Raw genomic sequence first — 19,687 nt, 5'->3', positions numbered from 1 at the left:
GCAGACATGAAAAAGCCCCGCACGAATCGTGCGGGGCTTTTTCTTCGCAAGCAGCGCGTGCGGCTTACTTCACGCGCATGCCGGGCTTCGCGCCGCTGTGCGGCTCGAGGATGTAGAGGCCCGGTTCCGCCTTCTCGTCGGTGGCCGATGCGGCGAGCACCATCCCTTCGGACAGGCCGAACTTCATCTTGCGCGGCGCGAGGTTCGCAACCATCACCGTCAGCTTGCCGACGAGTTGCTCGGGCTGGTAAGCGGACTTGATGCCCGAGAACACGTTGCGGGTCTTTTCCTCGCCGACGTCGAGCGTGAGCTGCAGCAGCTTGTCCGAGCCCTCGACGGCCTGGCACGCGACGATTTTCGCGATGCGCAGGTCGATCTTCGCGAAATCGTCGATCGAGATCGGCGCGTCGTCGGCGCCGTTCACGACCGCCTGCTTCGCGTTCGCCTTGGCATTGTTCTTCGCGTCCTTCGCGGCATTGGCGCTCGCGGCGGCCGCGCCGGTTGCCTCGGCCTGCAGCGAATCGCGGTTCGCGGCGAGCAGCGCTTCGATCTGCTTCGGATCGACGCGCGTCATCAGGTGCTGGTAAGCCTTGATCGGCTGCTCCGACGACAGCGGCTTCGCGGCGTCGGCCCATGCGAGCGGCGCGATCCCGAAGAACGCCTCGACCGCTTCGGCGACACGCGGCATCACCGGCTTCAGTGCGAGCGACAGCAGACGGAACGACTCGAGGCTCACGCTGCAGGTCTCGTGCAGCGCGACCGCGTTGGCCGGATCCTTCGCGAGATCCCACGGCTTTGCGCCATCGACGTACGCGTTCACTTCATCCGCGAGTTCCATCGTGTGGCGCAGCGCGCGGCCGTATTCGCGTGCTTCGTAGTTCGCGGCGATCTGTGGAATCGCATCGCGCAGCTTCGCGACGAGCGGGTGATTCATCGCGCTGTCCTGCACGCGGCCGTCGAAACGCTTGATCAGGAAGCCCGCCGCGCGGCTCGCGATGTTCACGTACTTGCCGACGAGATCGCTGTTCACGCGCGCCTGGAAATCGTCGAGGTTCAGGTCGATGTCTTCCATCGTCGCGTTCAGCTTCGCGGCGAAGTAGTAGCGCAGCCACTCGGGGTTCAGGCCCGTGTCGATATAGCTCTGCGCGGTGATGAACGTGCCGCGCGACTTCGACATCTTCGCGCCGTCGACCGTCAGGAAGCCGTGCGCGAACACGTTGGTCGGCGTGCGGTGGCCCGAGAACTCGAGCATCGCGGGCCAGAACAGCGTGTGGAAGTACAGGATGTCCTTGCCGATGAAGTGGTACTGCTCGGCCTTCGAGCCCGGCCGGATCCACGCGTCGAAGTCGACGCCGTTGCGGTCGCACAGGTTCTTGAAGCTCGCGTAGTAGCCGACCGGCGCGTCGAGCCACACGTAGAAGTACTTGCCGGGCGCGCCCGGGATCTCGAAGCCGAAGTACGGCGCGTCGCGCGAGATGTCCCAGTCGGCGAGCTTGGCTTCGCCGGCATCGCCGAGCCACTCGCGCATCTTGTTGGTTGCTTCGGGCTGTGCGAGGCCGCTCACCCAATCGCGCAGGAACGACTCGCAGCGCGGGTCGGACAGGCGGAAGAAGTAGTGCTTCGAGGTCTTGCGCACCGGCGTCGCGCCTGACACGACCGAGTACGGGTTCAGCAGTTCGGTCGGCAGGTAGGTCGAGCCGCACACTTCGCAGTTGTCGCCGTATTGATCCTTCGCGTGGCACTTCGGGCACTCGCCCTTGATGAAGCGGTCCGGCAGGAACATTTCCTTGACGGGATCGTACGCCTGCTCGATCTCGCGCTCGGCGATCAGGCCGGCGTCCTGCAGCGCGAGGTAGATCTTCTCGCTCAGCACGCGGTTCTCGTCCGAGTCGGTCGAGTAGAAATTGTCGAACGACACGCCGAAGCTGTCGAAGTCGCGCTTGTGTTCGGTCCACACGCGATCGATCAGCTGCTTCGGGGTCAGGCCTTCCTTCTCCGCGCGCAGCATGATCGGCGTGCCGTGCGTGTCGTCGGCGCCGATGTAGTAGACCTCATGGCCATGCATTCGCAGCGTCCGCACCCAGATGTCGGTCTGGATGTACTCGACCAGGTGGCCGATGTGGATCTGCCCGTTGGCATAGGGCAGTGCGGACGTTACGAGGATCTGGCGGCCGCCTTGCGGCGCCGCAGCCTGCACGGAAGTGAGGTCGGATGCGGACATAGGGTCTGTAGAGGAACAGCGGAAAAACAACGGGAAAGTGCGATTCTAGCAGGGGCGCGGGCCGGCGATGCGAGCCGGCGCCGCGGACCGGGCGCCGGAAGGGGCGGGGCCGCGCAAGCGGCGTGCCTGGCGAGGTTGTGCTGCGTTGCAGCACGCATTTTGCAGGCAAAAAAAACCGGGGCGGATACGGCCCCGGAGCAACAACGACAAGAGGAGAATGGTGACGCGCCGGCAACACCAGCCACGTACCGTAAATACTGACCACGGCCTGCGACAGAAGTTCGAAAATTTTTTCGATTCGTTACCGGGCCCGCCGGAAGCCTTGTCCGGCGGGGCCCCGCGGGCAGCGCGCCCGCGTATTCCCCTCGTCGTGCGCTTACTGCGCCTGGGCGGCGCGCAGGTAGATCTCGACGCGGCGGTTCTGTGCGCGGCCGGCTTCGGTCGCGTTGTCCGCGATCGGGTTCGACGGGCCCATGCCCTGGGCCGACAGGCGGCCGCCGTTCACGCCGCGCTGGGCGAGTGCGTTCACGACGCTTTGCGCGCGGTTCTGCGACAGCGTCTGGTTCAGCTGCGCCGAGCCCGTGCTGTCGGTGTAGCCGACGATCGAAGCCGTGACTTGCGGGTTCTGGTTCAGCGTCGTGGCCAGGTCGTTCAGCAGCGGCGTGAAGGCCGGCGTGATCGCGTACTGGTTCGTCGCGAACGTGACCGAGCTCGGCACGTTCAGCTTCAGCGAGCCGTCCGGCTGCTCGGTGACCTGCGTGCCCGTCTTCGCTGCCGACGGCGCGAGCTTGTTCTTGATCGCCTGCCAGTTGTAGCCCGTCACGCCACCGACCAGTGCGCCGACGCCTGCGCCGATCGCCGCGCCCTTGCCGCCACCCGCCAGCGCGCCGATGCCTGCGCCCAGCGCCGCACCCGTGCCGGTACCGACGGCCGTGTTGTTGCCTTGCTGCGTGGCGCAGCCTGCCAGCAGTGCGCCGGCCAATGCGAAGACGGACAAGCGGGTCGCGATTTTCATGTTCATCTTGGATTCCTCTCTTGGTTGAACGAGTCGACAACGACGACAACAGTTACGGCTCCCTGCGCGGACCACCCGAAAAAGCAGGGTCGCCCGGCGCTTGCGGCAGCCGCCGAGGCGGCCGCATGCCCTGTCCGCCAGCGTGGCTGTTCAGACAGCGCGACGCGTCAGCCTCTACAATATAGGCGGTTAGTGGCCGATTTGGCCCTATAGCGTGCCGCACGCGAAGAGTGCGCCGGGCCGCGCGTTCGCGCAATGGCATGCAACAGATTCTTTCACTTTTCCCGATTTTCGCAGCGTAATTTGATATTTTTTGACGTTTGCGCGCGAGAAAAACGTTTTCATGGAGTTTCGATGAGCATTGACCGGGCACAAGTCGACGCCGCGCTGGCGGCAGTCGTCGACCCCAATACCGGCCGCCCGTATGCGGCGAACAAGGGCGTGCGCAACGTCGCGATCGACGGCGATGTCGTGACGCTCGACGTGGTGCTCGGTTACCCCGCGCGCAGCCAGCACGACGACGTGCGCGCGCGCGTCGCCGCCGCGCTCCAGGCCGTGCCGGGCGTGCGCGACGCACGCGTCGCGGTGTCGCAGGACATCGTTGCGCACACGGTGCAGCGTGGCGTGAAGCTGTTGCCGAACGTGAAGAACATCGTCGCGGTCGCGTCGGGCAAGGGCGGCGTCGGCAAGAGCACGACGGCCGTGAACCTCGCGCTCGCGCTGGCCGCGGAAGGCGCGTCGGTCGGCATCCTCGACGCGGACATCTACGGCCCGTCGCTGCCGACGATGCTCGGCATCCACGGCCAGCGCCCGGAGTCGCCGGACAACCAGTCGATGAACCCGCTCGTCGGCCACGGGCTGCAGGCGAACTCGATCGGCTTCCTGATCGAGGAAGACAACCCGATGGTGTGGCGCGGCCCGATGGCGACCTCCGCGCTCGAGCAGCTGCTGCGCCAGACCAACTGGCGCGAGCTCGACTACCTGATCGTCGACATGCCGCCCGGCACCGGCGACATCCAGCTCACGCTCGCGCAGCGCGTGCCCGTCACCGGCGCGGTGATCGTCACGACGCCGCAGGACATCGCGCTGCTCGACGCGAAGAAGGGCCTGAAGATGTTCGAGAAGGTCGGGATCCCGATCCTCGGCATCGTCGAGAACATGAGCATCCACATCTGTTCGAACTGCGGCCACGAAGAGCACATCTTCGGCGCCGGCGGGGCCGAGCGGATGGCGAAGGACTACGACGTGAACGTGCTCGGCAGCCTGCCGCTCGACATCGCGATCCGCGAGCGCGCCGACAGCGGCACGCCGACGGTGGCGGCCGATCCGGACGGCGCGCTGGCGCGCCGCTACCGCGAGATCGCGCGCGGCGTCGCGCTGGCAATTGCCGAGCGATCGCGCGACATGACGTCGAAGTTCCCGTCGATCGTTGTTCAAAATACGTAAAACCCTTGCGGGGCGGGGCCTTACGCTGTTTACGGCGCCGCGAGGCGCGGTATCATGGCGACTTTTCCCGGGTCCCTTTACCCGCCCGGCGCGGCCGTCGTGTCAAACGGCCGTCAGCCGGCATGAGGATCGAATGAAACAACGACATCACGGCGTGCGCGCCGGCCGCGCGCAGCGCGCGCTGCTGGCCGCCGCCGCGCTGGGCCTGCTGGCCGGCTGTACCTCCTTTTCCTCGTCGCACGAAAAACGGGCCGATGCACAACTGCAGCCGACGGTCGGCGCGCAGGCGCGCGGCGCGGTGACGTTCGTCGAGCGCCCGGACGGCGTGCAGGTGACCTACAACCTGGTCGGCCTGCCGCCGAACAGCGACCACGCGCTGCAAGTGCACGAGCGCGGCGACTGCAACGCGGGCGACGGCTCGAGCGCCGGCCAGGTGTTCGCGCCAGCCGCCGACCGGCTGCGCGCCGGCGCGCGCGTCGCCGGCGATCTCGGCAACATCCATGCGGATGCGAACGGCGTCGCGGCCGGCTTCATCGTCGCGCCCGATCTGGCCCTCGATGGCGTGCGCTCGGCGATGAGCCGTGCGGCGCTGGTGCACCGCGACCCGAGCGACCCGGCGTTTCCGCACCATGGCGCGGGGCCTGCGCTGGCCTGCGGCGTGATCCGTTGACGGCCGCCGCGTGCGCCGGCCGATGATCGCGTAAAATGTCCGCCTTTCCCGGCCGTTGCCTTGCGCGAGCGGCCCTCCCTGACTGTCACGCAGCGTTTCCTGGCGCCCCGATATGAGTATCAAGTCCGACAAATGGATTCGGCGCATGGCCGAAGAGCACAAAATGATCGAGCCGTTCGTGCCCGATCAGGTCCGCGCGTCCGAGGACGGCCGCCGGATCGTCAGCTACGGCACGTCGAGCTACGGCTACGACATTCGCTGCGCAGACGAATTCAAGATCTTCACGAACATCAACTCGACGATCGTCGATCCGAAGAACTTCGACGAGGGTTCGTTTGTCGATTTCAAGGGCGACGTGTGCATCATCCCGCCGAACTCGTTCGCGCTGGCCCGCACCGTCGAATATTTCCGGATCCCGCGCACCGTGCTGACCGTCTGCCTCGGCAAGTCGACCTATGCGCGCTGCGGGATCATCGTCAACGTGACGCCGTTCGAACCCGAGTGGGAAGGCTACGTCACGCTGGAATTCTCGAATACCACGCCGCTGCCCGCGAAGATCTACGCGAACGAAGGCGTCGCACAGGTGCTCTTCTTCGAGAGCGACGAAGTGTGCGACGTGTCGTATGCCGATCGCGGCGGCAAGTATCAGGGGCAGCGCGGTGTCACGCTGCCGAAAACCTGATCTGGTTGCATAACGTCTCACCAGTTTCCGGGTGACCGCTGCGCGTGACGCGCCGCGGTCGTTCTTTTTGGAGAATCGCCCATGAAGTTTCGTTTCCCCGTCGTCATCATCGACGAAGATTTCCGCTCCGAGAACATCTCGGGCTCCGGCATCCGGGCGTTGGCCGAAGCGATCGAGAAGGAGGGCGTCGAAGTCCTCGGCCTCACGAGCTACGGCGATCTGACGTCGTTCGCGCAGCAGTCGAGCCGCGCGTCGTGCTTCATCCTGTCGATCGACGACGACGAACTCATGCTCGGCGAGACCGGCCAGGACGGCGAGCTGCCCGAGCTCGCGACCGCGATCATCGAGCTGCGCGCGTTCGTCACCGAAGTGCGCCGCCGCAACGCGGACATCCCGATCTTCCTGTACGGCGAGACGCGCACGTCGCGCCATCTGCCGAACGACATCCTGCGCGAACTGCACGGCTTCATCCACATGTTCGAGGACACGCCGGAGTTCGTCGCGCGCCACATCATCCGTGAAGCGAAGGTCTATCTCGACTCGCTCGCGCCGCCGTTCTTCAAGGAACTCGTCAAGTACGCGGACGAAGGCTCGTACTCGTGGCACTGCCCGGGCCACTCGGGCGGCGTCGCGTTCCTGAAGAACCCGCTCGGCCAGATGTTCCACCAGTTCTTCGGCGAGAACATGCTGCGCGCGGACGTCTGCAACGCCGTGGACGAACTCGGCCAGCTGCTCGACCACACGGGCCCGGTCGCGGCGTCCGAGCGCAATGCGGCGCGCATCTTCAGCGCCGACCACCTGTTCTTCGTGACCAACGGCACGTCGACGTCGAACAAGATCGTCTGGCACGCGACGGTCGCGCCGGGCGACATCGTGCTGGTCGACCGCAACTGTCACAAGTCGATCCTGCACGCGATCACGATGACGGGCGCGATCCCCGTGTTCCTGACGCCGACGCGCAACCACTTCGGCATCATCGGGCCGATTCCGCGCGACGAATTCAAGCCGGAGAACATCCGCAAGAAGATCGAGGCGAACCCGTTCGCGCGCGAAGCGATGCGCGAGAACCCGGACATGAAGCCGCGGATCCTGACGATCACGCAGAGCACGTACGACGGCGTCGTCTACAACGTCGAGATGATCAAGGACCTGCTCGGCGACCTGCTCGACACGCTGCACTTCGACGAAGCGTGGCTGCCGCACGCGACGTTCCACGATTTCTACCGCGACATGCACGCGATCGGCGACGGCCGTCCGCGCACGGGCGCGCTCGTGTTCGCGACGCACTCGACGCACAAGCTGCTCGCGGGCATTTCGCAGGCATCGCAGATCGTCGTGCAGGATTCGGAGAACCGCACGTTCGACAAGCACCGCTTCAACGAGGCGTACCTGATGCACACGTCGACGAGCCCGCAGTACGCGATCATCGCGTCGTGCGACGTCGCGGCCGCGATGATGGAGCCGCCGGGCGGCACCGCGCTCGTGGAGGAATCGATCGCCGAGGCGATCGACTTCCGCCGCGCGATGCGCAAGGTCGACGCCGAATACGGCGACGACTGGTTCTTCAGCGTGTGGGGCCCGGACAACCTGTCCGAGGAAGGCATCGGTTCGCGCGAAGACTGGATGCTGAAGCCGAACGACCACTGGCACGGCTTCGGCTCGCTGGCGGAAGGCTTCAACATGCTCGACCCGATCAAGGCGACGATCATCACGCCGGGGCTCGACGTCGACGGCGAGTTCGGCGAGACGGGCATTCCGGCCGCGATCGTCACGAAGTACCTGGCCGAGCACGGGATCATCGTCGAGAAGACCGGCCTGTACTCGTTCTTCATCATGTTCACGATCGGCATCACGAAGGGCCGCTGGAACTCGATGGTGACCGAGCTGCAGCAGTTCAAGGACGACTACGACAACAACCAGCCGCTGTGGCGCGTGCTGCCGGAATTCGTCGCACAGCATCCGCGCTACGAGCGCGTCGGCCTGCGCGACCTGTGCACGCAGATCCACGACGTGTACCGCGCGAACGACATCGCCCGCCTGACGACGGAGATGTACCTGTCGGACATGGAGCCGGCGATGAAGCCGTCCGACGCGTTCGCGAAGCTCGCGCACCGCAAGATCGACCGCGTGCCGCTCGACGAGCTCGAAGGCCGCGTGACGAGCATCCTGCTCACGCCGTACCCGCCGGGCATTCCGCTGCTGATTCCGGGCGAGCGCTTCAACAAGACGATCATGAACTACCTGCGGTTCGCGCGCGACTTCAACGAGCGTTTCCCGGGCTTCCACACCGACATCCACGGCCTCGTCGCGGAAGAGGTGAACGGCCGCGTCGAGTACTTCGTCGACTGCGTGCGCGACTGATGGCGACGTACGGACGATTCCGGGCGATGCGCGCGGCGCTGGCCGCGCTCGTCGTCTGGGCGGCTGGCGCGGCGGGGCTGGCAGGGCCGGGCGCCGCGCACGCGGAAGTCGCGGCGGCCGATCCGATCGACGTCGCGATGCGGCAATGCCTCGCGCGGCGCGACCGGTCGTCGCCGGCCGGCCAGATCCAGTGCATGGGCGAAACGCAGCAGCAGTGGCAGGCCGTGATGGACGGCGCGTACCAGCGCCTGTTGAAGGATGCGCCGGCCGATGCGAAGCGCGGCTGGCAGGACAGCCAGCGCCATTGGCTCACGTGGCGCAAGGACGAAGTGCATCTGCTGAAGGCCGTGTACGACACGACGCGCGGCACCGCGTATGCGATGTCGAGCGCCGATCTGCAGCTGCAGCCGGTGCGCGATCGCGCGCTGGCGCTGCGCGGCGCAGCCGATCGCTATGCGCCGCAGCCGCCCGCCGCGGTACCGGTCGCGGCGACGAGCGGCGCGCAGGGTGGTGCAGGCGCGGCGGCCGCGCCGGCCGGCGGCAAGCCGGCGAACGCACCGCGCGATCCGGCCGTGCGCCGTGTGCGGCCCTGTGCGCAGGATGCCGCATGCGAGCACGCGATATTCGACCTGAACCGCTATTACCAGAAACTGCGCCGCAAGATGCCTGTGCATTCGGCCGCGACGCTCGTCCGCGCACAGCGTGCGTGGATGGCGTTCCGCGACGCGACGGCGCCGCTCGTCGGCGAGGACGGGCGCGTCGACCTGATCGGCGCGCGCATCGCGACGATGAAGCGTCTGTCGGAGACGGCCGGCAACCAGTAAGGCCGGTGCGACGCCGGCAGGTTGGCGACACGACAAAACGGGCACCCTCGGGTGCCCGTTTTGCATGGCGCGGTGGCCGATTACGCGGGCTGCGACGTACCCTGCAGGCCGAACCACGACGGCACGAGCGCGACCGCATCGTCGAGCGACGCGAGCACGTGCAGGCTCAGCGCGATGATTTCGGGCGTCGGCGCCTTCAGATCGGGCACGGTGACGACCGATGCGCCGGCGCCGGCGGCCGACTGCGCGCCGAAGTCGCTGTCCTCGAACGCGACGCACGCGTGGGCCGGCACGCCGAGGCGTTCGGCCGCGAGCCGGTAGACGGCCGGATCGGGCTTGCCGCGCGCGACTTCGTCGCCGCCCGCGATCGCACGGAAGAACGGCAGCACGCCGACCGCGTCGAGCCGCGCACGGATCACGTCGCCGGCGGACGACGACGCGACCGCGCACGGAATGCCGGCCTGCGCGAGTGCATCGAGCAGCGCGAACGCGCCCGGTTTCAGCGGAAACTTCGGATGCGGCTCGGGCGCCGCGAGCTGTTCGCGCACGCGGGTGCGCACGGCGTCGAACGTATCGGGGTTGCCGATCAGCCGCGCCAGGATGACCTGGCCTTCGGCGAACGAACGGCCGACGATCTGCAGGTAGTCGGCGACGGTCAGCGCGACACCGTGTGCATTCGACACGTCGATCCACGTGTTCATGATGGTCCGCTCGGAATCGACGAGCAGGCCGTCCATGTCGAAGAGCGCGGCGGAAAAGGTCATCGGCGGCATCCGTGAAGCGGGGCAGGCGACGGGCGGCGTGACGGCCGCCCGAATGAAAAACGGACGCCGAAGGCGTCCGTCCGGAACAGCAGGCGGTTACCGGCCGAGTGCGGCGCGGGCTGCCTTGACGGCCGCGCGCACCTGGTCGGGTGCGGTGCCGCCCGGGTGGTTGCGGCTCGCGACCGACCCCTCGAGCGTCAGGTAGCCGAACACGTCGTCGCCGATCAGGTGCGCGACGTTCGGCAGATCCTGCTTCATCTCGTCGAGCGTCAGGTCGGCGAGATCGATGCCGCGGTCGTCGCAGATCTTCACGGCATGCGCGACGGCTTCGTGCGCATCGCGGAACGGCAGGCCGCGCTTCACGAGGTAGTCGGCGAGGTCGGTCGCGGTCGAGAAGCCCTGCAGCGCGGCCGCACGCATCGCGTCCGGCTTCACGGTGATGCCGGCAACCATCTCGGCGAAGATCCGCAGCGTGTCGGCGACGGTGTCGACCGTGTCGAACAGCGGTTCCTTGTCTTCCTGGTTGTCCTTGTTGTACGCGAGCGGCTGGCCCTTCATCAGCGTCAGCAGCGCCATCAGGTGGCCGTTCACGCGGCCGGTCTTGCCGCGCGCGAGCTCGGGCACGTCCGGGTTCTTCTTCTGCGGCATGATCGAGCTGCCGGTGCAGAAGCGGTCGGCGATGTCGATGAAGCCGACGCGCGGGCTCATCCACAGCACGAGTTCTTCGGAGAAGCGCGACACGTGCGTCATCACGAGCGCCGAGGCCGCCGTGAATTCGATCGCGAAGTCGCGATCGGACACCGCGTCGAGCGAGTTCGCGCAGATGCCGTCGAAGCCGAGCGTCTTCGCCACGGCATGACGGTCGATCGGGTAGCTCGTGCCCGCGAGCGCGGCCGCGCCGAGCGGCAGGCGGTTCACGCGCGTGCGGCAGTCGCGCATGCGTTCCGCGTCGCGCGTGAACATCTCGACGTACGCGAGCAGGTGGTGGCCGAACGTGACGGGTTGCGCGACCTGCAGGTGCGTGAAGCCCGGCATGATCGTGTCGGCGTTCTGTTCCGCGAGGTCGACCAGCGCGCCGCGCAGGTCGTTCAGCAGGCCGCCGATGCGGTCGATCTCGCCGCGCAGCCACAGGCGGATGTCGGTCGCGACCTGGTCGTTGCGCGAGCGGCCCGTGTGCAGGCGCTTGCCCGCGTCGCCGATCAGCGCGGTCAGGCGCGCCTCGATGTTCAGGTGGACGTCTTCCAGGTCGAGCTGCCATTCGAATTCGCCGCGCTCGATCTCGCCCTTGATCTGCGCCATCCCGCGTTCGATCGCGGCCAGGTCGTCGGCGCTGATGATCTTCTGCGCGGCGAGCATGTTCGCGTGCGCGAGCGAGCCGGCGATGTCGACGAGCGCGAGGCGCTTGTCGAAAAACACCGACGACGTGTAGCGCTTGACCAGTTCCGACATCGGTTCCGAGAAGCGGGCCGACCAGGCCTCGCCCTTTTTGTGCAGTTGGGACGTCATGGCGATTCTTCGAAGGGGAGTTGGGCAGCGTGCGCCGCCGAGGGAATCCCGCAATTCTAGCATTCGCGGGCCTGCCGGCCGTGGCCCGCGCGGGCCGGCCCGCTCAGTCGCGCACCAGCACGACGAGCTTCAGGTCCTCGCGGTGCGCGGGCTTTAGCGTGATCTGCTGGTACACGAGGCGGCCGTCGGCCGGATGGTCGAATTCGCGCAGCCCGCCTTCGCGTTCGAACACGTCCTGCGACGCCCAGTACTGCGCGAATGCGTCGCTGCCGGCGGTCAGCGCGTCGATCAGCGCGCGCGTCGGCGCGTCGGCCAGGTGGCGGATCGAATCGGCGCGGAATTCGGCCGCGAGACGCCGGGCGCGGGTTTCCCAGTCGACGATCAGCGTGCGCGCGGCCGGCGACATGAACGTGAAGCGCAGCAGGTTGCGATCGTGCTCGCCGTCGAGCCAGCCGGAAAAGAGCGCGGCGGCCGGCGCATTCCACGCGAGCGCGTTCCATTGGCGGTCGAGCACGTAGGCAGGCGTCGCGATCGCCGCGACGGTCGCGGCGAGCGTCGGCGGCAGGTCGCCGCCCGCGACGTCGGGCTCGGCCGGGTCGCGCTGCGCGGCCAGCTCGAACAGGTACGCGCGTTCGGCCTTCGACAGCTGCAGCGCGACGGCGATCCGCGCGAGCGCGTCGGCCGACGCGGACACCGGGCGGCCCTGTTCGATCCACGTGTACCAGGTCGGGCTGACGCCGCACAGTTGCGCGACTTCCTCGCGCCGCAGCCCCGGCGTGCGGCGGCGCGGGCCGGGCGGCAGGCCGACGGCCTGCGGCGACAGCCGCTCGCGGTGAGCGCGGATGAATTCGCCGAGCGCGCGGGCGGGCGTGGCGTCGAGCGGCGGGACGGGGGCGGAGGGCGGCTGGTTCATGCGGGAACGGCGAAATGGATACGAGGACGCGGCAACGTTCAGACAGGTGGATCGAATACCAGAATAACTGCTTAACTTGTACTGGTACAGGCGTGGGCCTATTGTAGCGTCTCGCGCGCTGGCAGGGCAGCGGGCGTCCCACAAAACGCGTTGCACGGGGCCGGAACGCGCGCTGAAGCGCCAACACCGGGCGACTGCATCAAGGAAAGGAGCGAACGATGAAACACCACGACCAGGTCGCCGACGCATTCGGCACGACGGCCGCCGCCTATCTGACGAGCACGGTTCATGCGACGGGCGCCGACCTGCAGACGCTCGCCGACGCGGTGAGCGCGACACCCGATGCCGCGGTGCTCGATCTCGGCTGCGGCGCCGGCCATGCGAGCTTCGCGGTCGCGCCGCACGTGCGCGACGTGGTCGCCTACGATCTGGCCGCGCCGATGCTCGCGACCGTCGATGCGGCCGCGCGCGAACGCGGGCTCGCGAACATCCGCACGCAGCAGGGCCCGGCCGAGCGGCTGCCGTTCGACACGGCGACGTTCGACTGGGTCGTGAGCCGGATGAGCGCGCATCACTGGCACGACATGCGCGCGGCGCTCGCCGAGGTGCGCCGCGTGCTGAAACCGGGCGGCCGCGTGCTGATGATCGACATCGCGGGCAACGATCATCCGCTTCTCGACACGTACCTGCAGGCGGCGGAAGTGTTGCGCGACGCGTCGCACGTGCGCGACTACCGCGCCGACGAATGGCTCGCGATGTTCCGCGAGGCCGGCTTCGACGCGCAGGTGCACAGCCGCTGGCGGCTGCCGATCGATTTCGAGACGTGGGTTGCGCGCATCCGCACGCCGGCCGACAGCGTGACCGGCATTCGCGCATTGTGGGCGCATGCGCCGGACGAGGTGCGCGGCTATTACGCGGTGCAGCCCGACGGTTCGTTCGAGCACGACGCGCTGCTGATCGACGCGCATTGAGCGGGTGGCGCGTTCTGCGCCGTTACGCGGCAGCATGAAAAAAGCCGCGATACGCCTACTCGCGTATCGCGGCTTTCACGATGCGGGCCGGCGCGGAGCGAGCCCGCGCCGCCTGCGGATCAGCCGGTGTTGCGCAGGCCGGCCGCGATCCCGTTGATCGTCAGGTGAATCCCGCGGCGCAGCCGCGCGTTCGTGTCGCCCGCACGGTGACGCTTGATCAGCTCGACCTGCAGGTGGTTCAGCGGGTCGAGATACGGGAAGCGGTTCTTGATCGAGCGCGCGAGCAGCGGGTTGGTCGCGAGGCGGCCTTCGTGCCCGGTGATTTCCGCGAGCGCGTGCGACGTGCGCTCCCATTCCGCGACGATCCGCTCGAACACGTGCTTGCGCAGCTTGCGATCGGACACGAGCTGCGCGTAGCGCGACGCGACCGCGAGATCGGTCTTCGCGAGCACCATGTCCATGTTCGACAGCAGGTTCGAGAAGAACGGCCAGGTCTTGTTCATCTTCTTCAGCAGCGCGACGCGCTTCGTGCGCTCGGTGTCGTCCTGCGCGCTGTCGAGATACGCGCTCACCGCGCTGCCGAAGCCGTACCAGCCGGTCAGCAGCAGCCGGCACTGGCCCCACGAGAAGCCCCACGGAATCGCGCGAAGATCCTCGATCTTGCGCTGCTTCGGATCCTGCAGCTTGCGCGATGCCGGGCGGCTGCCGATGTTCAGCTCGGCGATCTCGGTGATCGGCGTCGACGAGAAGAAGTAGTCGGTGAAGCCCGGGGTTTCATAGACGAGCGCGCGGTAGGCGGCCATCGCCGAGTCGGACAGCGTCTGCATCGCGGCTTCGAACGCGGGCAACTGCGCCGGCGCGTTCGACTGCGGCAGCAGCGACGCTTCGAGCGTTGCGGCGACGACCGTCTCGAGGTTCCGGCGGCCGATCGACGGGTTCGAGAACTTGCTCGCGATCACCTCGCCCTGTTCGGTCAGGCGGATCTGGCCGTTCACGGTGCCCGGCGGCTGCGACAGGATTGCCTGGTAGGTCGGGCCGCCCCCGCGGCCGACCGTGCCGCCCCGGCCGTGGAACAGCCGCAGCGTGATCTTGCGCTCGCGGAACAGGTCGACGAGCGCGAGTTCCGCGCGATACAGCTCCCAGTTCGACGTGAGGAAGCCGCCGTCCTTGTTGCTGTCCGAGTAGCCGAGCATCACTTCCTGTTCGGCGCCCTGGTGCGCGATCAGCGTGTCGATGCCCGGCAGTGCGAAGTAGTCGCGCATGATGCGCGACGCGTCGCGCAGGTCGGGGATCGTCTCGAACAGCGGGATCACCATCAGGCTGTTCCTCGCGTCGCTGCCCGGCACGCCGAGCGTGCCTTCGAGCAGGCCCGTCTCCTTCTGCAGCAGCAGCACCTCGACGAGGTCGCTGACGGTTTCCGTATGCGAGATGATGTAGTTGCGCACCGCGCGCGCGCCGAATTGCGCGCGGACTTCGCGCGCCTTCTCGAACACGCCGAGCTCGCTTTGCGCGAGTGCCGAGTATTCGAAGTACGGCGAGCGCAGCGGGCGCGGATCGGCGAGCGCGGCGAGCAGCACGCGCAGCTTGTCTTCCTCGGCGAGCGCCGCGTAGTCGGCCTCGACGCCCGCGCGCGCGAACAGCTCGGCGACCACCGCTTCGTGGATGTCGGAGCTCTGGCGCAGGTCGATGCTCGCGAGATGGAAGCCGAACACTTCGGCCGCGCGCACGAGCGGCGCGAGGCGCGGCGCGGCGAGCGACGTGCCGTGGTGCTCGTCGAGCGACGCGGTCAGCACCTTCAGGTCGGCGACGAACGCCTCGGAATCCGCATACGGGATCGCGCGCACGGGCGGCGCGCCGCGACCCGCGCTGCGCACGGGCACCGTGCCTTCGCCGACGCGCACGCGCGCGCTCGCGGCGAGCCGCGTGTAGATGCCGATCAGCGCGCGGCGATACGGTTCGTCGACGCGGTGCGGCGACTGGTCGGGCGATGCGGCCGCCAGCGCCTTCACCGCGTCGTTCGCGCCGACGAGCAGGTTCGACACCGAGAGCTCGGCGCCGAGCTTGTGCACCTGTTCCAGGTAGTGCTCGAGGATCACCGCGGCCTGGCGGTTGATCGCTTCGTCGAGCGTCGGCGCGGTCACGTTCGGGTTGCCGTCGCGGTCGCCGCCGATCCAGCTGCCCATCTGGAAGAACGCGGGCACGCGGGCGGACAGGCCGTGCTCGGCGAGCGCGGCCTCGATGTCGCCGTAGAGCGCGGGCAGTTCGTCGAGGAACGTCGCGCGGTAGTACGACAGCGCGTTCTCGATCTCGTCGCCGACCGTCAGGCGCGAGTCGCGCAGCATGCGCGTCTGCCACAGCGCGGTCACGCGCGCGCGTAGCATCGCTTCGTTGTACTGGCGCTCGCGTGCGGTCAGTTCCTGGTCGCGTTCGGCGAGCAGGCGCGCGATGTCGTGCTGTGCGTCGAGGATGCTCTTGCGCTGCACTTCGGTCGGGTGCGCGGTCAGCACCGGCACGATCAGCGCATCGTCGAAGAAGCGCTGCAGCAGGCGTTTCGACGCGTTGCCGGTCGTCTTCAGCTGTTCGAGCGCGTACGCGACGGTGCCGGGCTGCGGCGCGGAGCCGGCCAGCGCGTGGATGCGGCGGCGGCGGTTGTGATGGCGGTCTTCCGCGATGTTCGCGAGATGCGAGAAATAGCTGAACGCGCGCACGACGCTCACCGTCTGTTCCGGCGTCAGCTTGCGCAGTTTCTTCTCGAGCGTCTGCGCGGCTTCGCTGTCGTCCTCGCGGCGGAACTTGACCGCGGTCTGGCGGATCGTTTCGACGACGTCGAATACCGTATCGCCTTCCTGTTCGCGCACGACGTCGCCGAGCAGACGGCCGAGGAAGCGGATGTCCTCGAACAGCGGGCCGTCCTTGTCGTCGCGCGTGCGCGTGCCGGCCTTCGGCGCGGCGGCCTTGCGGGCAGCGGGGCCGGCGGCTCGGGGCGCGCGTTTTGTCTGACGTATCGGGTCTTTCGGTTTCGTTGCCGTTTTCGCACGGCCGTTCGCGGCGGTGGCGACGGTGTCCGTCGAGGCGTCGGAGGAGGACAGGGCAGCATTGCGGCGCGCCGTGCGCGCCGATCCGGAAGACTTCACGATGGGTTTCCTTGGGAAAGCTCGAGTCAAAAGGAACTGCGGAAACTGCGGGAACTGCGGTCAAGCAACCAGCTACGTGCGGCACATCCGCACATCGGCGCCGCGACCCGCACAGGGGCAGGCCGGGCGCAGGCTCCGGGCCCGGGCGGGCCGGGGCGTGCGTGCTACCATTGTTCGATCTTCAATCCCGTCCTTCGATGTTCCAGCAATGAATTCCGAGACCCCTGCGGCCGGGCCGCAACAGGCACAGCCGCCCGCGACGTTGACGATTGCTTCGCGCGAGAGCCGCCTGGCGATGTGGCAAGCCGAACATGTGCGTGATGCGCTGCGCAAATTATATCCAGCTTGTGACGTGAAAATCCTCGGGATGACGACACGCGGCGATCAGATTCTCGATCGCACGCTGTCGAAGGTCGGCGGCAAGGGCCTGTTCGTGAAGGAACTGGAGACCGCGCTGGCCGACGGCCGCGCCGATCTCGCCGTGCATTCGCTGAAGGACGTGCCGATGGCGCTGCCCGACGGCTTCACGCTCGCCGCGATCATGGAGCGCGAAGACCCGCGCGACGCGTTCGTGTCGAACGACTACGCGTCGCTCGACGCGCTGCCGGCCGGCGCGGTCGTCGGCACGTCGAGCCTGCGCCGCGAAGCGATGCTGCGTTCGCGTTATCCGCATCTCGACGTCCTGCCGCTGCGCGGCAACCTCGACACGCGTCTCGCGAAGCTCGACCGCGGCGACTACGCGGCGATCATCCTCGCGGCCGCCGGCCTGAAACGCCTCGGCCTCGAAGCGCGGATTCGCGCGCTGATCGACGTCGAAGCGAGCCCGCCCGCGGCCGGTCAGGGCGCGCTCGGCATCGAGATCGCCGCGCACCGCGACGACGTCGCTGCGTGGCTCGCGCCGCTGCACGACCCGCAGACCGCACTCGCGGTCGAGGCCGAGCGGATGGTGTCGCGCGCGCTCGGCGGCAGCTGCGAGGTGCCGCTCGCCGCGCACGCGGTGTGGCGCGCGGGCGAGCTGTACCTGACGGGCCGCGTGTCGACGACTGACGGCAAACGCGTGCTGACCGCCGAGGAGTGCGGTGCCGTGATGACCGTCGCCGATGCGCTCGCGCTGGGCCGTGCGGTGTCCGACGAGCTCGAGGCGCAAGGCGCGCTCGATATCGTCCAGGCGCTGCTCGCGGCCTCGCAGGCCGGCAAGGGCGACGCCTGATGGCGGGCGGCGCGCGCGCGTTCACCGCTGTCCTGACGCGTCCGGACGGCCAGTCCGACGCGCTGGCATCGCAACTGGCCGATGCCGGTTGCGACGTGCTTGAATTCCCGCTGATCGATATTGCGCCGGTTGACGATCCGGCACCGCTGGACGCCGCGTTCGCGGCGCTTGCCGACTACGCGCTGGTGATTTTCGTGTCGCCGAACGCGATCGACCGCGCACTCGCGCAGTACGGCGCGATCTGGCCGAACGCGTTGCCGGTCGGCGTGGTCGGGCCCGGCAGCGTCGCGGCGCTCGAGCGTCACGGCATCGCGGCGCCCGCGCATCGCGTGATCGCGCCGCAGGCGCCGGCCGACGGCGGCATGCCTCATTACGATTCCGAAAGCCTGTTCGCATGCATCGAGGCCGCGTTCGGCGGCGCGCAGGCACTGGCGGGCAAGCGCGTGCTGATCGTGCGCGGCGACGGCGGGCGCGAATGGCTTGCCGACCGCCTGCGCGAGGCCGGCGCGGACGTCACGCTCGTCGCGGCCTACCGGCGAGTCGTGCCGGAGCCGCGCGTCGGCGCGTGGGAGCGCGTGCACGCGCTGCTCGACGGCCAGCCGCATGCGTGGCTGGTCACCAGCTCGGAAGGTGTGCGCAACCTGCACGAGCTTGCGCGGGCGCACTTGAACGATGCCGAGATCGAGGCGCTGAAGCATGCGCCGCTCGTCACGCCGCACCCGCGGATCGAGCAGACCGCGCGCGCATTGGGTTTTGATAGGATTACGCTGACCGGCGCGGGCGATGAGCGCATCGTCCGCGCGTTTCGAACGATGGCCGACGAGGCCGTCCAACCGGCGACAGCCGCACCGGTGACTAAACGCATGACAGATACCAACGATTCCAAAAGCGTCGCTTCCCAGCCGGCCGCTGCATCCGCACCGCCGCCCAGTCCCCCTTATCTCGCGCCCGAGCCGCCCGCGCGTCGCGGCGGCAGCGCGGTGCTGTGGTTCGTCGTCGTCGTGCTCGGCTGCGCGGCGGGTGTCGGCGGCTACGCGCTGAACCGCAAGATCGACCGGCTCGACGGCACGTTCGTCACGCGCCAGAAGGCGCTCGACGCGCAGACGGCCGAAACGCGCATGAAGACCGAGCAGGCGCTCGCCAGCACGCACCAGGTCGACACGCAGCTCGCGCAGCTCGACGGCAAGCTCGCCGACGCGCAGAGCGCGCAGCAGGCGCTGCAGCAGCAATACCAGGACCTGTCGCGCAACCGCGACGCGTGGATGCTCGAGGAAGTCGACCAGATGCTGTCGAGCGCGAGCCAGCAGCTTCAGCTGACCGGCAACACGCAGCTCGCGCTGATCGCGCTGCAGAATGCCGACGCGCGTCTCGCGACGTCGCAGAGCGCGCAGGCCGTCACGGTGCGCAAGGCGCTCGCGCAGGACATCGAGAAGCTGAAGGCCGCACCGGCGGCCGATCTCACGGGCCTCGCGATCAAGCTCGACGACGCAATCGCGAAGATCGACGCGCTGCCGCTGTCCGGCGAGGCGATCGTGCCGCACGCGGAGCCGAAGGCTGTGCCGGCCGAAGCCGCATCGTCGGCCGTGGCCGGCGAGCCGCGCTGGAAGGTGTGGTGGCACGACTTCTCGGCCGGCCTCGGCCAGCAGCTGAAGAGCCTCGTGCAGGTGCGCCGGATCGACAACGCGGACGCGATGCTCGCGTCGCCCGATCAGGGCTATTTCGTGCGCGAGAACGTGAAGCTGCGCCTGCTCACCGCGCGGCTGTCGCTGCTCGCGCGCAACGACAGCGCGATGAAGGCCGACCTGCACGCCGCGCAGGCGTCGCTCGGGAAGTATTTCGATCAGGCATCGAAGGACACGCAGACCGTCGAGGATCTGCTCAAGCAGGTCGACGGCGCATCGCTGACGGTCGCGGTGCCGAACCTGAATACGAGCCTGAACGCCGTTCAGCAGTTCAAGAGCCGGGGGTAA

General features: G+C 68.2%; 14 protein-coding genes. 8 read left to right on the top strand and 6 right to left on the bottom strand.

The annotated features are described in order from the left end of the window. Positions 1-64 precede the first annotated feature (64 nt). Together metG and OHZ10_RS13270 are read right to left on the bottom strand one after the other, a co-directional pair. Entirely contained in the window at positions 65-2,221 is a 2,157-nt protein-coding gene (gene metG, locus OHZ10_RS13275) for a methionine--tRNA ligase (protein ID WP_342702735.1), read from the bottom strand. A gap of 376 nt (positions 2,222-2,597) precedes the next feature. Then, the gene (locus OHZ10_RS13270) at positions 2,598-3,242 is read right to left on the bottom strand and encodes an OmpA family protein (RefSeq protein ID WP_059233466.1); all 645 of its coding nucleotides are present in this window, start codon (positions 3,240-3,242) and stop codon (positions 2,598-2,600) included. 348 nt (positions 3,243-3,590) lie between these two features. Between OHZ10_RS13270 and apbC the strand changes: the two genes are divergently transcribed. The 5 genes from apbC to OHZ10_RS13245 all read left to right on the top strand — a co-directional run bounded on the left by apbC (position 3,591) and on the right by OHZ10_RS13245 (position 9,219). Then, on the top strand, positions 3,591-4,682 hold the full coding sequence (gene apbC, locus OHZ10_RS13265) for an iron-sulfur cluster carrier protein ApbC (protein WP_059233467.1): 1,092 nt from the start codon (positions 3,591-3,593) through the stop codon (positions 4,680-4,682). Between the two features lie 133 nt (positions 4,683-4,815). Beyond that, a complete protein-coding gene (gene sodC / locus OHZ10_RS13260; protein WP_059233468.1) occupies positions 4,816-5,352 on the top strand; it encodes a superoxide dismutase [Cu-Zn] in 537 nt (178 codons plus the stop codon). Between the two features lie 112 nt (positions 5,353-5,464). Further along, positions 5,465-6,034 carry a dCTP deaminase gene (dcd, locus tag OHZ10_RS13255; protein WP_006398615.1) on the top strand — a complete coding sequence of 190 codons (570 nt, stop codon included), beginning with the start codon at positions 5,465-5,467 and terminating at the stop codon, positions 6,032-6,034. 81 nt (positions 6,035-6,115) lie between these two features. Continuing rightward, positions 6,116-8,395: an arginine/lysine/ornithine decarboxylase gene (locus tag OHZ10_RS13250; RefSeq protein WP_059233469.1), complete on the top strand. Its 2,280-nt coding sequence runs from the start codon at positions 6,116-6,118 to the stop codon at positions 8,393-8,395. Next, positions 8,395-9,219, top strand: a complete 825-nt coding sequence (locus OHZ10_RS13245) for a lysozyme inhibitor LprI family protein (protein ID WP_342702733.1) — start codon at positions 8,395-8,397, stop codon at positions 9,217-9,219. The genes OHZ10_RS13250 and OHZ10_RS13245 overlap by 1 nt, the downstream gene beginning before the upstream one ends. An 80-nt stretch (positions 9,220-9,299) precedes the next feature. Here the strand turns inward: OHZ10_RS13245 and OHZ10_RS13240 are convergent, their stop codons facing one another. From OHZ10_RS13240 to OHZ10_RS13230, 3 genes are all read right to left on the bottom strand, one after another. Continuing rightward, on the bottom strand, positions 9,300-9,983 hold the full coding sequence (locus tag OHZ10_RS13240) for an HAD family hydrolase (RefSeq protein ID WP_059236646.1): 684 nt from the start codon (positions 9,981-9,983) through the stop codon (positions 9,300-9,302). Between the two features lie 96 nt (positions 9,984-10,079). Beyond that, entirely contained in the window at positions 10,080-11,489 is a 1,410-nt protein-coding gene (gene argH, locus OHZ10_RS13235; protein WP_059233471.1) for an argininosuccinate lyase, read from the bottom strand. Between the two features lie 103 nt (positions 11,490-11,592). Then, a complete protein-coding gene (locus tag OHZ10_RS13230) occupies positions 11,593-12,402 on the bottom strand; it encodes a helix-turn-helix transcriptional regulator (RefSeq protein ID WP_059233472.1) in 810 nt (269 codons plus the stop codon). Positions 12,403-12,620: 218 nt separating this feature from the next. Between OHZ10_RS13230 and OHZ10_RS13225 the strand changes: the two genes are divergently transcribed. Continuing rightward, positions 12,621-13,373, top strand: coding sequence for a class I SAM-dependent methyltransferase (locus OHZ10_RS13225; protein ID WP_256085181.1), 753 nt, complete (start codon positions 12,621-12,623; stop codon positions 13,371-13,373). Between the two features lie 119 nt (positions 13,374-13,492). Here the strand turns inward: OHZ10_RS13225 and ppc are convergent, their stop codons facing one another. After that, complete coding sequence (gene ppc, locus OHZ10_RS13220) at positions 13,493-16,507, bottom strand: phosphoenolpyruvate carboxylase (RefSeq protein WP_342702732.1); 3,015 nt, start codon at positions 16,505-16,507, stop codon at positions 13,493-13,495. Positions 16,508-16,715: 208 nt separating this feature from the next. Between ppc and hemC the strand changes: the two genes are divergently transcribed. Together hemC and hemDX are read left to right on the top strand one after the other, a co-directional pair. After that, positions 16,716-17,717 carry a hydroxymethylbilane synthase gene (hemC, locus tag OHZ10_RS13215; protein ID WP_059233475.1) on the top strand — a complete coding sequence of 334 codons (1,002 nt, stop codon included), beginning with the start codon at positions 16,716-16,718 and terminating at the stop codon, positions 17,715-17,717. Continuing rightward, positions 17,717-19,687 carry a fused uroporphyrinogen-III synthase HemD/membrane protein HemX gene (gene hemDX / locus OHZ10_RS13210; RefSeq protein WP_174992944.1) on the top strand — a complete coding sequence of 657 codons (1,971 nt, stop codon included), beginning with the start codon at positions 17,717-17,719 and terminating at the stop codon, positions 19,685-19,687. The genes hemC and hemDX overlap by 1 nt, the downstream gene beginning before the upstream one ends.

The organism is Burkholderia arboris (assembly GCF_038723655.1).
Lineage (GTDB): Bacteria > Pseudomonadota > Gammaproteobacteria > Burkholderiales > Burkholderiaceae > Burkholderia > Burkholderia arboris.
The sequence above is the reverse complement of the archived record's forward strand: the minus strand, read 5'-3'. Positions and strand labels throughout refer to the sequence as shown.

Excerpts from the sequence above, each read along its gene's own strand:
- metG (WP_342702735.1), bottom strand. The coding sequence starts at position 2,221 with ATGTCCGCATCCGACCTCACTTCCGTGCAGGCTGCGGCGCCGCAAGGC.
- OHZ10_RS13270 (WP_059233466.1), bottom strand. The coding sequence starts at position 3,242 with ATGAACATGAAAATCGCGACCCGCTTGTCCGTCTTCGCATTGGCCGGC.
- apbC (WP_059233467.1), top strand. The coding sequence starts at position 3,591 with ATGAGCATTGACCGGGCACAAGTCGACGCCGCGCTGGCGGCAGTCGTC.
- sodC (WP_059233468.1), top strand. The coding sequence starts at position 4,816 with ATGAAACAACGACATCACGGCGTGCGCGCCGGCCGCGCGCAGCGCGCG.
- dcd (WP_006398615.1), top strand. The coding sequence starts at position 5,465 with ATGAGTATCAAGTCCGACAAATGGATTCGGCGCATGGCCGAAGAGCAC.
- OHZ10_RS13250 (WP_059233469.1), top strand. The coding sequence starts at position 6,116 with ATGAAGTTTCGTTTCCCCGTCGTCATCATCGACGAAGATTTCCGCTCC.
- OHZ10_RS13245 (WP_342702733.1), top strand. The coding sequence starts at position 8,395 with ATGGCGACGTACGGACGATTCCGGGCGATGCGCGCGGCGCTGGCCGCG.
- OHZ10_RS13240 (WP_059236646.1), bottom strand. The coding sequence starts at position 9,983 with ATGACCTTTTCCGCCGCGCTCTTCGACATGGACGGCCTGCTCGTCGAT.
- argH (WP_059233471.1), bottom strand. The coding sequence starts at position 11,489 with ATGACGTCCCAACTGCACAAAAAGGGCGAGGCCTGGTCGGCCCGCTTC.
- OHZ10_RS13230 (WP_059233472.1), bottom strand. The coding sequence starts at position 12,402 with ATGAACCAGCCGCCCTCCGCCCCCGTCCCGCCGCTCGACGCCACGCCC.
- OHZ10_RS13225 (WP_256085181.1), top strand. The coding sequence starts at position 12,621 with ATGAAACACCACGACCAGGTCGCCGACGCATTCGGCACGACGGCCGCC.
- hemC (WP_059233475.1), top strand. The coding sequence starts at position 16,716 with ATGAATTCCGAGACCCCTGCGGCCGGGCCGCAACAGGCACAGCCGCCC.
- hemDX (WP_174992944.1), top strand. The coding sequence starts at position 17,717 with ATGGCGGGCGGCGCGCGCGCGTTCACCGCTGTCCTGACGCGTCCGGAC.